The sequence below is a fragment of the Arthrobacter sp. NPDC058127 genome, from assembly GCF_042884555.1.
Lineage (GTDB): Bacteria > Actinomycetota > Actinomycetes > Actinomycetales > Micrococcaceae > Arthrobacter.
Genome location: NZ_JBHVTT010000001.1, coordinates 263,045 through 276,248, shown reverse-complemented (window position 1 = coordinate 276,248; position 13,204 = coordinate 263,045). Strand labels below are relative to the sequence as shown.

The 13,204-nt window shown below is 61.8% G+C and carries 10 protein-coding genes; 7 read left to right on the top strand and 3 right to left on the bottom strand.

All coding sequences use genetic code 11. The annotated features are described in order from the left end of the window. Positions 1-30: 30 nt before the first annotated feature. Positions 31-1,578, bottom strand: a complete 1,548-nt coding sequence (locus ACFVTG_RS01325) for a hydantoinase/oxoprolinase N-terminal domain-containing protein (protein ID WP_390277400.1) — start codon at positions 1,576-1,578, stop codon at positions 31-33. Continuing rightward, positions 1,575-2,933 carry a cytosine permease gene (locus tag ACFVTG_RS01320; RefSeq protein WP_284755702.1) on the bottom strand — a complete coding sequence of 453 codons (1,359 nt, stop codon included), beginning with the start codon at positions 2,931-2,933 and terminating at the stop codon, positions 1,575-1,577. The genes ACFVTG_RS01325 and ACFVTG_RS01320 overlap by 4 nt, the downstream gene beginning before the upstream one ends. A 179-nt stretch (positions 2,934-3,112) precedes the next feature. Here ACFVTG_RS01320 and ACFVTG_RS01315 point away from each other — a divergent pair, with 179 nt between their 5' ends. Together ACFVTG_RS01315 and ACFVTG_RS01310 are read left to right on the top strand one after the other, a co-directional pair. Next, a complete protein-coding gene (locus ACFVTG_RS01315; RefSeq protein ID WP_390277398.1) occupies positions 3,113-4,204 on the top strand; it encodes a DUF917 domain-containing protein in 1,092 nt (363 codons plus the stop codon). Next, the gene (locus ACFVTG_RS01310; RefSeq protein WP_390277396.1) at positions 4,201-5,793 is read left to right on the top strand and encodes a PucR family transcriptional regulator; all 1,593 of its coding nucleotides are present in this window, start codon (positions 4,201-4,203) and stop codon (positions 5,791-5,793) included. Before ACFVTG_RS01315 ends, ACFVTG_RS01310 begins: the two co-directional genes overlap by 4 nt. Positions 5,794-6,607: 814 nt before the next feature. Here the strand turns inward: ACFVTG_RS01310 and ACFVTG_RS01305 are convergent. Continuing rightward, positions 6,608-7,285, bottom strand: a complete 678-nt coding sequence (locus tag ACFVTG_RS01305; protein WP_390277394.1) for an acVLRF1 family peptidyl-tRNA hydrolase — start codon at positions 7,283-7,285, stop codon at positions 6,608-6,610. A 41-nt stretch (positions 7,286-7,326) separates the two neighbouring features. On the opposite strand from ACFVTG_RS01305, the gene ACFVTG_RS01300 reads away from it, so the two are divergent. The 5 genes from ACFVTG_RS01300 to alaS all read left to right on the top strand — a co-directional run bounded on the left by ACFVTG_RS01300 (position 7,327) and on the right by alaS (position 13,203). Further along, positions 7,327-8,808 (top strand): replication-associated recombination protein A, encoded by a 1,482-nt coding sequence (locus ACFVTG_RS01300; protein ID WP_390277392.1) that lies wholly within the window; start codon positions 7,327-7,329, stop codon positions 8,806-8,808. Between the two features lie 170 nt (positions 8,809-8,978). Then, the gene (gene rpsD, locus ACFVTG_RS01295; RefSeq protein ID WP_028267147.1) at positions 8,979-9,599 is read left to right on the top strand and encodes a 30S ribosomal protein S4; all 621 of its coding nucleotides are present in this window, start codon (positions 8,979-8,981) and stop codon (positions 9,597-9,599) included. A 149-nt stretch (positions 9,600-9,748) separates the two neighbouring features. After that, entirely contained in the window at positions 9,749-10,123 is a 375-nt protein-coding gene (locus tag ACFVTG_RS01290; RefSeq protein WP_059389201.1) for a DUF948 domain-containing protein, read from the top strand. Positions 10,124-10,181: 58 nt separating this feature from the next. Then, positions 10,182-10,394 carry a hypothetical protein gene (locus ACFVTG_RS01285; protein ID WP_390277920.1) on the top strand — a complete coding sequence of 71 codons (213 nt, stop codon included), beginning with the start codon at positions 10,182-10,184 and terminating at the stop codon, positions 10,392-10,394. A gap of 130 nt (positions 10,395-10,524) precedes the next feature. Continuing rightward, positions 10,525-13,203, top strand: coding sequence for an alanine--tRNA ligase (alaS, locus tag ACFVTG_RS01280; protein ID WP_390277388.1), 2,679 nt, complete (start codon positions 10,525-10,527; stop codon positions 13,201-13,203). The last annotated feature ends 1 nt before the right edge of the window (position 13,204 follow it).

Genomic DNA, 13,204 nt, shown 5'->3' with positions numbered 1-13,204 from the left:
CTTCTAGTTCTTGCAGTCAGCATTCCGGGGTTACTTCGACGTCGGAAGATCGCCAACGGCCTTGATACGGACACGGGACGCGTTCCCTGGCAGATAAGCCAAGGGAAGCTCATCGATCTCCACGATTTGGACAGTGCTGGCTTTGGCTCCGGCAGCTATGGCCTTGCCGATTGCTTCCTCCCTGGCTTGGTCGAGCACTTCTTCGCGCTTTCCGGCCGGGATGGCAAAGATTCGGTCGACTTCCCCGCCTACTTGTGCAATAGCGGCGCCGATGGCATTCGCTACTCCGGAGTGCCCCGGACGGGCAACGTCACTGGCGCATGCCATCTGTTCGGGAACGAGGAACGCACCGCCGCCGACTGCAATCACCGGGACCAGGTCAGAGCTCGTCCGCATCCGGTCAACCGTCTCAGTGATCCTTCGGTGGATTTCATCTCTGGCCGCGTAGATCAGTGAGCGGTCCAGATGTTTGACGCGCTCCGGGTCGCCAATTACCGTGTCTCCAGCCGCGACCATGATGTCGGTCGCCGTCAAGGTTTGGCCGCCGAAAACGAGCGCCTCCTCCGTTACCCGATATCCGACGCTGTCCGGCCCGACGGTCACTCCATCGTCGAATCTGATTCTGCTGCCACCACCGACTCCCACGGACAAGACATCTGGCATCCGGAAGTTGGTGCGGATTCCTGCGACCTCAATCTCGGTGGCAGCCTCCCGAGGGAAGCCGGACTGGAGAACTCCGACGTCCGTCGTCGTCCCTCCAACGTCAACCACGATGCAGTCCTTGATGCCTGAGAGATACGCTGCCCCCCGCATGGAGTTTGTTGGTCCAGAGGCAAATGTGGCAACGGGGTATTTCCTGGCGAAATCGACGTCCATCAAGGTTCCGTCGTTCTGGCTCAGGAACAGAGGAGCGTTGATGTCCAGCGCCATGAGTGATTGGTCCAGGGAAGAACAAACTTCGGCTGAAAGGTCACGCAGGGCGGCATTGATGATGGTCGCGTTTTCCCTCTCGAGCAGTCCAACCCTGCCGATTTCGTTCGAAAGGCTGACCGGAAGTTCGGGAAATTCGATCCCGATGATTTCCGCCGCCATCTGCTCAAACTCGGAGTTAACCGGAGAGAACACAGACGAGATAGCGAAGCTTCGTGCGCCCCGGGGCACGGCATCCCGGACAGCTCTGCGTATTTCTTCACGGTCGATCGGAGATATCTCCCGTCCGTCGAACTCATGTCCGCCGTGGCACATGTAGGGCAGGGCCTTCACTGCTTCGGTGATCCGCGTGGGCCAGCCTACGAAGGGGGGCAGTCCACTCGTCGCAGGAAGTCCCAGCCGGATGGCCGCGGTCGGCGCCAGCCGCTCGGCCTCGATGAGAGCATTGATGAAATGCGTGGTGCCGATCATGACTGCGTCTATCTGCGTCGGATCGAAGGGGAAAGCACTCTGAAGACGGCGGAGGGATTCAGTAATGCCCAGTGCAACATCACTCATTGTTGGGCTTTTTACGCCTGCCAGGACCTCGTTGCCATCAATAAGCACTGCGTCTGTGTTGGTCCCGCCGACATCGATGCCTATTTTCACTGGTGTTCCTCCTGCAGTTCGCGAGTTTCAGTTTTCGGTTGGCGTGAGAGCACGTCTTCGGAAGTCCCTTTGATCAGGCCCAATTTCCCGGCAATGACGTACAGAACAATGGATGCACAGAGTGAGTTGAGGGAGCCTACCCCCCAGGGCAGGTACATCCCAATCAGCACCGACGCCCCCCACACCACGAGGGTTCCGATAACCCATGTGGGCTCAGTTGCGGGCAACCCGGGGGAAGAACCGGACAATACGCTCCGCCATTTCTTGACGATGTAGTATTCGGCGACCATGATGCCCGCGATCGGCGGGAATGTGACTCCAAGCAGGATCAGGAAATCCACGAAGTAGTTCAGGATTCCAGCGGCAGCGAGCATGGCTCCCAGGGCGCCGATAAAGATGGTGACACTGGTGCGGCTCACTCGTTTCCTGAACACTGTCTCGACAAAGTTCACGATGCCCAGAGAGGCAGAGTACAGATTCCAGTCGTTCATCTTGACGGTGCCCGCAACGATGACGATCGTACCGACGAATCCGCTGCTGGACGTGACCAGTGCGATGACGTCGTTGGTCTTGAGCGCGTGAGCAAGAAGGACCCCAGCGATAGCAACCATGAATTCGCCAAGGGTGACTCCCAAAAGCGTCTGCTTGACGACATCGGAGGGTTTGCGGTTGAAGCGTGTCATATCCGGAGTGATGACCATCCCGACAATGAATCCGCCTGCCACCAGCGTCGTCCCCGCAGCGAGGCTAAGCACCGGTCCAGGGGCCGGCTGACTTACAAGATCGCCCAGATTGTGGTTTTGCAACTCAGAGAAAATCGACCAGCCGGCCAGCAGGAGGAACGCCGGAATCGTAATGTACGCGGTCCAGGCCATGCTCTTGAAACCATAAATGACAATCGCGGTCACAGCTGCGCCGACCACAAGGGACCACGCCCAGGCGGGAAAAACGGGTGCCAGCTTAGCAAGACCATCTGCAGCCACGCCGCTCTGGACGCCAAACCACCCGACCAAGCTAAGTGAGATGAATAAGGCGATGATGCTGGATCCATGGCGGCCAAAGCCAGTCCATCTAGCCAGAAGCGAGGTCGAGAGGCCTTCCCGTTGGCCGAGGATGCCCGTCATGATAGCGACAACCTCGAGGATGACCGACCCAAGGAAGATCGCCAGCAAAGCGTCGGAAAATTGCATCCCAAATCCGAGAGCTGCGCCTAGGAGGAACTGTGACAGCGCTGACATCTGGCCGAACCTTTGAACAGCCACCGACCACCAGCTATGACGGGCGTGTTCAGGAACACGTTCGAGGGCAAAGTCCTCCTCCCCGGCATGCTTTTTCGTTGTTGTACCTGTTGTCATTTCGGCTCCTTTGCCTGCGAGGTGCCTACCCGCAAAGAGCTCAGGGGTAGGAGAAGAATTAAGACAACGCTACGGCTGATGATGCTCGACAACAATGGTCGATCTAACTACTAAATGCCGTGCCGGTGTGCATACTTAACACGTAGCATTTTCGTCGATGAGGATGGGAGGAGGCGGCCATGCCTTGGGTTCTCAAGTCGAGCGGTTTGGAGGCGCTGGAGTTTGGCGCCAGGATGCAGGGATCGGGGGGTGCAGGAGACACTCATGCCATATCCCTTCTGACACGAAACGTGCTGGAACAAAGGGGCGGAGTTACCGTATTTCCTCCGAGTAAAATCGCTCCGAACGATGTCGTCATTCCCGTCGGACTAGCGGGATCGCCGCTGGCCTTCAGCGAAAAGCCCGGCGGACCTGATCCATACACGAGGGCGTTCGAGGCGGTCGCCGCGAAATTTCCAGGGACGCGACCGCTCGTCTGCGCGTTCGAGATGGCCGGGATCAATGCGTATGCGCCGATTCTTGTGGCCGCGGCTCTGGACATCCCGATGATCGATCTGGACGGTATGGGGCGCGGACTCTCGGGGCTGCATCAGACGACCTTCAACGCACATAGCGTCCCGATGACCCCGTGTGCGCTCGTCGACGCTTCCGGCAGGTGTGTCGAAATCTGCGGAACGGGCGCGGAAGATGCCGAACGATCGCTTCGCTTACTCATGGGAATATTCGGTGGGTGGGTGGCATTCGCTGGATATGCCATGGACGGTGTCCAAGCACGCCAAGCAGGGATCACGGGGACACTCCGGCGGGCAATCGAGCTTGGCTACCAGTTCCAACAATCGAGAAAACTCACAGCATCGGTCAGCGACGCAATAATGCACTTCTCTCAACACACCAAAGGGTGTCTGCATGTCGGCAGAGGGAGCGTCGTGGACGTTAAATGGGAGCCGGCTCCCCGGGGGTCAGACGTCGGGGTACATGCCAAAGGCACGATAATCGTCCGTGCCCAGGGAAGGTACCTTCGGATCGAGGCACAGAACGAATTCCTTCTGCTCATAGACGAGGGCCGACTGCTGGCAAAGGCACCTCAAATCATTTGCCTCCTTGACAGCCACACCGGAACTCCCCTCCTCAGCGAGCGTATTGTCCCTGGCTACGGCGTAGACATCCTCGTCTTCGAAGCTCCGGGCAAGTGGACCGAAGCTTCGGCCCGGTCATTAGTAGACATTGCCGGCTACGGCTACACAATCCCCTCATATGGAGCCCCTCAATGACAGATCGGCTGACCCTACGGGAACTAATGCGGTGCCCGGCCCTGTTGCACAGCTCGGTCGTCCTGGCGGAGCCAACCGCAAGCTACTCGTTCGTCTGCGTCAATCAATTCACCGCAAACGGACAAGCCCGAATCGCGCACCTGGACGCGCCCGACGACAGGCAAATCGACGGGGTCGAAGGCATCTGGATATCTTCCTGGATGCCTTCCTACGGGCTGGAAATGATATTCCCCCATCTGAAGCTACAGGGTGTGGGCATGGTCATTCTCACACCATCCGAGAATGGAGAATCCGGGAGCAGTACAGAAATGAGCATCTCCACGCGGGAACTGGCAAGAAAACTGAAGATGAGCGTCGTGGTCCTTGATCAACCCCAGACAACTGTTTCTGTGGCTGCATCCCTCCAGGGCTTCATGAAATCCAATCTCATGACTCGGTCCACGAGCATGGCCGCCCTCTCCCGCGCAATCCAAGGCATGGAACCGAACCCGGACAATGTCGTCTCTGAACTTAGAAAGTATGTAAACGCGGAGATAGCCATCGTCAATTCACTTGGGCTAACGCTTGCTGGCGCGTTGGAGAGCCCACTTTCTCTTGGCGAATTAACCACAGCGCCGGGGCAAGGCCCCATTTCGGCTTTGTCGGCGAACTTGATATCGGTCCCGCTACCGCCCCTCATGGAAAACGACGATCCAGCACTTTGGATCCTTGCCGAATTCAGCACCGACGCCGCGCCCTTCGAGCTTGAAGGGGCCAGGGAACTCATGGAACTGACTGCATCGCCCTTGCTTCGCTGGCTCACTCGGCAGCGCTTTGCTGACGAGCTTTTTCAATCCGCGAGATCAGCGATCGTCTCACAGCTCGCTGTCAGCGGCGGAGCGGTTCCAGACCACCTCATCTCTCAAGCACTCAGCGTCGGATGGAACCTCAACGGATGGCACACCCTGGTAAGCATTCATGCCCCACAGAAATCCACAGCTCATGACATTGGCCGAATGATTCCAGCCGCCCTGACACGCTATGGATACTCCATCGCCTCATCGGAATACATGGATCACTGGCTTATCTGGGAGACCCAACCAAACCAACCGACTAGGACAGAGTACAAAGACCTTGTGGGTGCATTGGACTCCGTCCGACCGCCTTTGGAATCCGGCATCGTTTTTGGCGTCGCAAGACCACGACTTGGACCGGAGGGGTTTGCGAAAAGCATCGCCGAAGCCGAAGACTTCGCCCGACAAGCAAGTTACAGCAAAGGACGCCGCCAAATTGTTGATGCCCAGGAATCAATCGCCACCCAGTTGATCCGGACCACCCTCCACGACCCCGCACTTGTGCGCCCATCCATGAAGTTCCTGGGAGGATTATCCGAAGAGGATGCCGGGTACTTGCGGGACACGCTGAGCGCTTACCTGAAATGCGAATCCAGTCTCGCTGAGACTGCTCGCGTTCTTCATGTTCATCGAAACACTGTAGTCAAGAGACTTGAGAAGATTGAGCAACTGATGGAGGTTCCATTAGACAATCCCGACACGAAATTTGCACTGCGAATCGCACTCAGAATCCTGGACATTTCCGCCACCAAGTAAGTGGGCGCACAGTAGTCGGCTGTCGACCCCCGGCCACACGGTGAACGGCAAGAGCTTCTCCTTCAGGCTTTCCTGCACACAGGTGCACGCCGGGACCCTCCTGACCGGCTGCACACAACCGCCAGGTCACCGCGGAACTCCGAGATGATTCGAAACGGATGCCGGTTTCGGAGGTGACCAGCCCACCCAATGGGGAATGGTGGATACATTCATCGCGAGAATCCTCCAGGATCCGGTGTACAGGGAATCCGGGCTGACCATCGCGGACCTTCGCCGCAGCAGCCACGATTCCTTGGTGGCCATTCTCGGCGTGCTGCGGGGACGGGGGAGCCACCATGGACGCCCTCGAGTCCATCGCCGCAGAGTTGAGCAAGCGTCGCGCAAGGCAAGGCCTCCCCTTGGACAGCCTGGTGCGCGCCATCAGGTTGGACTTTTCGGTCGTGTGGGATGCATTGTCCGCATCCGCCCTGGCGGTGGATCCGGCGCTGCTGGTCAGCAGGACTGAACTCGTCTGGCGCACAGTGGACACCTTTGCCTCACGCGTCCAGGCGCGGTACGTCGCAGAACTGGAGGATATCGAGCGGGCCAACGCCGATCTCCAGCACCAGTACCTCTCGCAACTCCTGGCCCCCGGGGAACCGTCGGAATCGGACCTTGCCCGGATCGCCGGAGCCCTGCGCGTCGACGTCGGCGCACCCCTTGTAGCGGCGGTCAGCAGGGAAGATACCGGCTGGCGGCGTTCGAACGGTACACCGGGCTGGACCTTCAGAACCCTACCGATTTTGCGTTGTCGGGCTGCTGGCCCTGCTCACCCCTACAGCGGATCCGTGACCTCGATCCGCACGGCGCACGCGTCTGCCGCGGCCTTGCGGAGCACGGTCGCGTTGGGGTCGGCGACCGCGAGGAACGCGAGCCTTTTCCCCGAGGTGTATTCCTTCAGCGCCGCCTCCTCCAGGACCGCCGCAGAGAGCGCGGCGTCTCCGCCCAGAACGAGATATTCAATACTGTGTCCGGCGAATACAGCGGCGGCATAACCGGCCACGGCTTCCGTCAGTGCGTTTGCCTGGTTTTCGCGACGACGGGCAAAACGCTGCTGCGACGATCCTCCTGCCGACGAGCGTGACTGTACATAGCGGGAACCCGATTTGGACGCAGACACTTTGCCGCCGCTCACGACCCCCACCGCGTAGCCACCCCGGCGCACCAGGATGATTCCGAGCCGCCGTTCCTGTGAAGCAAGGGACGCCAAACGCTCAACGGTGGTTGCGCCCTTGCCCGGCCGTCCATCGACGGGCCAGGGGGCTCTCAATAGCGCGGTAGCGCCGTCAGCCGCCCGCAGGAGGGTACCGCCGTCGTCGGGCTCTTCCTCAACGGTGCCATGGCTCGCGGCGAAGCGCTCCACCCAGCCGGTCAACCGCGGACCAGGGATGAAGGCGGTGCGCGCCGCTCCAAGCGGCTGCTTGTCGCCGGGGGCGGATGGCCGGGTCTCCACGTCGATGTCTCCTTAACTGGAATCATGAGTAGCCTATCCATGTGGAAGATCTCTTTGGTGCCGACGCGGACAACGACGACGACGCCGGCGGCAAAGCGGCGGATTCGGACCGTTCCGGTGATGAGCGTGCGGGCACGGTACGTCGGGCGTCGCCGCGGAGCCCTTTGGCCGTCCGCATGAGGCCCCGGACGCTCGACGACGTTGTGGGCCAGCAGCATTTGCTGGGCCAGGGTTCTCCTTTGCGGCAGCTTGCCGCAGGGGCCGACGCCGCCGGTCCTGCCGGTCCGAGCTCGGTCATCTTGTGGGGACCTCCAGGTACGGGCAAGACGACGCTGGCGCACGTCATCGCCCGCGGGCCAGGCCGGAAGTTCGTTGAATTGTCCGCTATTACTGCGGGCGTCAAGGACGTCCGCCTGGTCATGGAAAATGCCCTGACTGCCCGGGATCTCTACCGGACCACCACTGTGCTGTTCCTGGATGAGATCCACCGCTTCAACAAAGCCCAGCAGGACGCCCTGCTGCCTGGCGTCGAGAACCGCTGGGTGGTCCTGGTCGCCGCGACCACCGAAAACCCTTCGTTCTCGGTGGTCTCGCCGCTGCTCTCCCGATCCCTGTTGCTCACCCTGAAACCGCTCACCGACAGCGACATCGAGGCGCTCTTGCAACGCGCTGTTGCCGATGCCCGCGGCTTGGCAGGGGGAGTGGAGCTCACCCCTGAAGCGCTCGAGCATTTGGTCCGCTTGTCCGGGGGAGATGCCCGCCGCGCGCTCACCGCACTTGAGGCCGCCGCCGGCGTCGCCTACGGAGACCGGAACCACGACGGCGACGCTTCCGAAGACGCTTCTGAAGAGGAAGGGCTGGCCGGTGACGGCGCCCCGGAGGCTCCGGTCGTCGTCGAACTCCGCCACACGGAGCGGGCCCTCGATGTAGCCGCCGTCCGGTACGACCGCGCGGGCGACCAGCACTACGACGTCGCCAGTGCGTTCATCAAGTCGATCCGCGGCTCAGACGTCGATGCGGCCCTCCACTACCTGGCCCGCATGCTCGAAGCGGGGGAGGACCCCCGCTTCGTGGCCCGCCGGATTGTGATTTCGGCTGCCGAAGACATCGGCATGGCAGATCCGACGGCGTTGCAGACCGCCGTCGCCGCGGCCCAGGCGGTGCAGTTGATCGGCATGCCCGAGGGCCGGATCATCCTCGCCGAAGCCGTGGTGCATCTGGCGACGGCGCCCAAGTCCAATGCGGCCTATATGGGCATCAACAAGGCCATCGCCGATGTGCGTGCGGGGATGGGGGTCGGGATTCCGGCCCACTTGCGGGATGCGCATTACCAAGGAGCGAAGGGCCTCGGCCACGGCCAAGGCTATAAGTACGCGCACGATGCCCCGCACGGCGTGGCCACGCAGCAGTACGCTCCGGATGATTTGGTCGGCAGGGACTACTACGAACCCACGGCAAACGGTGCTGAACGGGATATTGCTCCCAGGCTCGAGCGGCTGCGCAGGATCATCCGGGGCAAGTAGGCGTCATGGTAGGCTAGATGCTTGTCTGGCAAGGCTCGGGCGCACAATCCATCAAAATCCAGGTTTTGATGCTGTGCCCTGCGCCCCGTAGCAAAAGGCAGCGGTTGGCCGATGCTCTCCCTCATGGAGGCCAGTAACACTGACACACCGCAGATATTGGAAGGACACAAGTGGCTAACAACACTCGTGCTCGCCGTACCGCACGCCTTTCGCGTGCACTCGGCATCGCTCTGACTCCCAAGGCCGCCAAGTACATGGAGCGCCGTCCGTACGGCCCCGGTGAGCATGGCCGTGCCCGCAAGAAGCAGGACTCTGACTACGCTGTACGTCTGCGCGAAAAGCAGCGTCTGCGCGCCCAGTACGGCATCCGCGAAGCCCAGATGACTCGTGCCTTCGAAGAAGCACGGCGCACCAAGGGCCTGACCGGTGAAAACCTGATCGAACTGCTCGAAATGCGTCTCGACGCACTCGTGCTGCGTGCCGGCTTCGCCCGCACCATCGCCCAGGCCCGCCAGCTGGTTGTGCACCGCCACATCCTCGTTGACGGCATCCGCGTGGACCGCCCGTCGTTCCGCGTTGCTGAAGGCCAGCTCATCCACGTTCACAGCCGCAGCGAAGTCATGGCTCCGTTCCAGGTTGCAGCTGCCGGCGCACACGTCCTGAACGTCGTTCCGGCTTACCTGGACGTCAAGATCGACGCCCTGCAGGCACGCCTGGTTCGTCGCCCGAAGCGCTCTGAGGTCCCCGTGACCTGCGAAGAGCAGCTCGTGGTCGAATTCTACGCTCGCTGATTTTCAGCAAGCACATACAAAGAAGCCCGTGGCACGCGCCGCGGGCTTCTTTGTATGTAAGGTACTTGGGGAAGCCACGCCGGGGGTGCCCGCGTCGAACTACATGGCGCACCAACGGCAACGCAACAAATGCTAGGAGATGAGTGTCCATGACTGGTGGCGATATTGCAGGCCTGATCGCGGCCGGAGTTTTCGCGCTCCTTGTGGTGCTGCTCGCTGTGCCGATCCTCAAACTCGGGCGCGTCTTCGATGAGGTCCGCACCTCCATCCGCTCCTTGAGCGACGGAGCGACGCCCCTGATGGACGAGGTCACGGCGACGGTTTCCACCACAAACCAGCAGCTGAAAAAGGTGGATGGCATCACCTCCAACGTTTCCGACGCCTCCGCCAACATCTCTGCCTTGTCCTCACTGGTGGCTGCAACGGTCGGTTCGCCGCTCATCAAGGTGGCAGCGTTCAGCTATGGAGTGCGCTCGGCTTTTGCCGCCCGCCGCAAACCGGGCAGCGGCCGCCGCAGCCGCTGAATCCGTTCGTAAGTCACGATCTTCGTATGTCAGGAAAACTGTGAAAAGAATTGTCTGGATGGGGATCGGCGTGGCAATCGGAGTCATCGCCTTCCGCAAGATCACCCAAGCACAGGCCAATATTGGTCCCGACGGCCTGAACCGCGCCGTAGCGCGGCTGGCCGACGGCGTGTACGACTTCGCCGACGCCGTGCGCGCCGGAATGAATGAACGCGAAGTCGACCTCAGGGCCGCGCTCGGCATCGCGGAGTCCGACGCCGGCAGCCAGTAGCCGCCGCTAGTCACGGCGGTTCGCCCAAGCGGCCGTCAACAGGGCAGAATTAGAAGCTGCGGCAATGGCACATGCCAGAACCGCGCACAAACTCATGTGCAGTGAATTGAGAAGGGTAAGTAATCAGCTAATGAAGTCGCAGGAGATCACCAAACGCTGGGTGGACTTTTTTGTCAGCAAGGGCCATACCGCCGTCCCCTCCGCGTCGCTTGTATCCAGCGACCCTTCCCTGCTCTTCACTGTGGCCGGCATGGTTCCCTTCATTCCCTACCTGACTGCCCGTGAGGAACCGCCCTTCAACCGCGCCACGAGCGTCCAGAAGTGCATCCGCACCGGCGACATCGAGGAAGTGGGCAAGACCGCCCGGCACGGGACGTTCTTCCAGATGTGCGGAAACTTCTCCTTCGGGGACTACTTCAAGGAAGACGCCATCAAGTTCGCCTTCGAACTGCTCACCAAGAGCGTCGACGACGGCGGCTACGGACTGGACGTCGAGCGCCTCTGGGTGACCGTCTACGAGGAAGACGACGAAGCCCAGGATCTGTGGCTCAAGAACACGGGCATTCCCGCCTCGCGCATCCAGCGGATGGGGAAGGCGGACAACTACTGGTCCACCGGGCAGCCTGGTCCTGCCGGTCCGTGCTCGGAAATCTACTACGACCGCGGCCCGGCCTATGGCGCCGAAGGCGGTCCCATCGCGGACGAAAACCGCTACGTCGAAATCTGGAACCTCGTGTTCATGCAGTACCAGATCGAGAACGTCCGCTCGAAGGTGGACTTCGACATCGTTGGCGAACTGCCCAAGAAGAACATCGATACCGGCCTCGGCATGGAGCGCCTCGCGATGATCCTGCAGGGTGTCGAGAACATGTACGAAACGGACCAGGTCCGTCCCGTCATCGACAAGGCCGCAGCCTTGTCCGGCAAGGAGTACACCTCTGCCGAGTCCGCTGACGACCCGCACCACACGGACGACGTTCGGATGCGCGTCGTCGCCGACCACATCCGTTCGGCCCTCATGCTGATTTCCGACGGCGTGTCCCCGTCCAACGAAGGCCGCGGCTACGTCCTGCGCCGGCTGATCCGCCGTGCCGTCCGTGCCATGCGCCTCCTCGGGGTCGAAGAAGCTTGCCTCCCGCAATTGCTTCCGGCATCCCGCGACGCCATGAAGGGCGTCTACCCCGTCGTGGAGACCGATTTCGATCGCATCAGCCGCATCGCCTACGCCGAAGAAAAAGCCTTCCTGCGCACCATCGCTTCCGGCACCGCGCGCCTTGAAGAGGCCGTTGTGCTGTCCAAGGCTGCCGGCAAGCCGCTGTCCGGCGAGGATGCCTTCGCCCTGCACGACACCTACGGGTTCCCGATCGACCTCACCCTCGAAATGGCCGAGGAAGCCGGCCTGAAGGTCGACGAAGCCGAATTCCGCAGCCTCATGCTGGAACAGCGCCAGCGCGCCCAGGCGGATGCCAAGGCCAAGAAGGGTGGACACGCCGATGTCTCAGCCTTCCAGGAGCTCCTGGCTGAGGGCGAGACGGTCTTCACGGGCTACACCGAGCTGGAAGGCGAGGCGCGGGTCCGCGGCATCGTGAGCTCCGGGCGGCGTGTTGCCCACGCTTCCACGGGCGACGAAATCGAGCTCGTGCTCAACGAGACCCCGTTCTATGCTGAGGCCGGTGGCCAGTCCGCAGACAAGGGCCTCATCACCGGTGACGGCTTCGTCGTCGAGGTCCTCGACGTCCAGCGCCCGGTGAAGGGCCTGAGCGTCCACAAGGCGATCGTCCGCGAAGGCGAGATCGCCTCGGACGCTTTGGTGCGCGCCGCCGTCGACCGCGAACGCCGCCACGCCGCAGAGCAGGCCCACACGGGCACGCACATCGTGCACGCCGCCCTGCACCAGATCCTCGGCCCGGAAGCCACCCAGCGTGGATCCTTCAACAAGGCCGGTTACCTGCGTTTCGACTTCGCCTGGGGCGAGGGATTGAGTGCAGCCACGAAGTCCGAGATCGAAGAGGTCTCGAACATCGCCATCCGCAACAACTTCCGGGTGGACACCAAGGTCATGGGCCTCGCCGAGGCGAAAGCGCTCGGCGCCATGGCCCTCTTCGGCGAGAACTACGGCAGCGAAGTCCGCGTTGTGGAGATCGACGGCGCATGGTCGCGCGAACTCTGTGGTGGCACCCATGTGGCCAACACCTCCCTCATCGGGAGCCTGTCGCTGCTCGGCGAACAGTCCGTTGGTTCGGGAAACCGCCGCGTGGAGGCTTTCGTCGGCCTTGACGCCTTCCGGCACCTCGCAGCCGAGCGTGCCCTGGTCACCGAGCTCACGGAGATGCTCAAGGTCCCTTCGGGCCAGTTGGCCGACCGGATCTCCAGCACCTTGGCCAAGCTCAAGGCGACGGAAAAGGAACTCGACCGCCTCCGCAAGGAACAGCTGACCGCGGCCGCCGCGAACCTAGTCGCCACGGCCCAGGATGCCGCAGGCGTCCGGGTAGTGGCGCACGACGCCGGCCAGGTCGGGGGAGCGGACGACCTCCGCAGCCTCGCCATGGACTTGCGCAACCGGCTCGGCTCCGACGCTTCCACGGTTGCCGTAGCCGGTGTCAGCAACGACCGTCCCGTCATCATCGTGGCCACCAACGAGGCCGCACGTGTTGCGGGCGTCAAGGCAGGCGCCCTCGTTCGGGTTGCTGCAGGAATCCTCGGCGGCGGCGGCGGTGGCAAGGACGACGTCGCGCAGGGCGGCGGAACCGACGCCGCGAAGATCGCACCGGCCCTCGCGGCCGTTGTGGACGCGATCGCCAAGCGCTGAT

What these genes read in the sequence shown, in the direction of transcription:
- ACFVTG_RS01320 (WP_284755702.1), bottom strand. Translation starts at nt 2,933, where the DNA reads ATGACAACAGGTACAACAACGAAAAAGCATGCCGGGGAGGAGGACTTT.
- ACFVTG_RS01315 (WP_390277398.1), top strand. Translation starts at nt 3,113, where the DNA reads ATGCCTTGGGTTCTCAAGTCGAGCGGTTTGGAGGCGCTGGAGTTTGGC.
- ACFVTG_RS01310 (WP_390277396.1), top strand. Translation starts at nt 4,201, where the DNA reads ATGACAGATCGGCTGACCCTACGGGAACTAATGCGGTGCCCGGCCCTG.
- ACFVTG_RS01290 (WP_059389201.1), top strand. Translation starts at nt 9,749, where the DNA reads ATGACTGGTGGCGATATTGCAGGCCTGATCGCGGCCGGAGTTTTCGCG.
- ACFVTG_RS01285 (WP_390277920.1), top strand. Translation starts at nt 10,182, where the DNA reads ATGGGGATCGGCGTGGCAATCGGAGTCATCGCCTTCCGCAAGATCACC.
- alaS (WP_390277388.1), top strand. Translation starts at nt 10,525, where the DNA reads ATGAAGTCGCAGGAGATCACCAAACGCTGGGTGGACTTTTTTGTCAGC.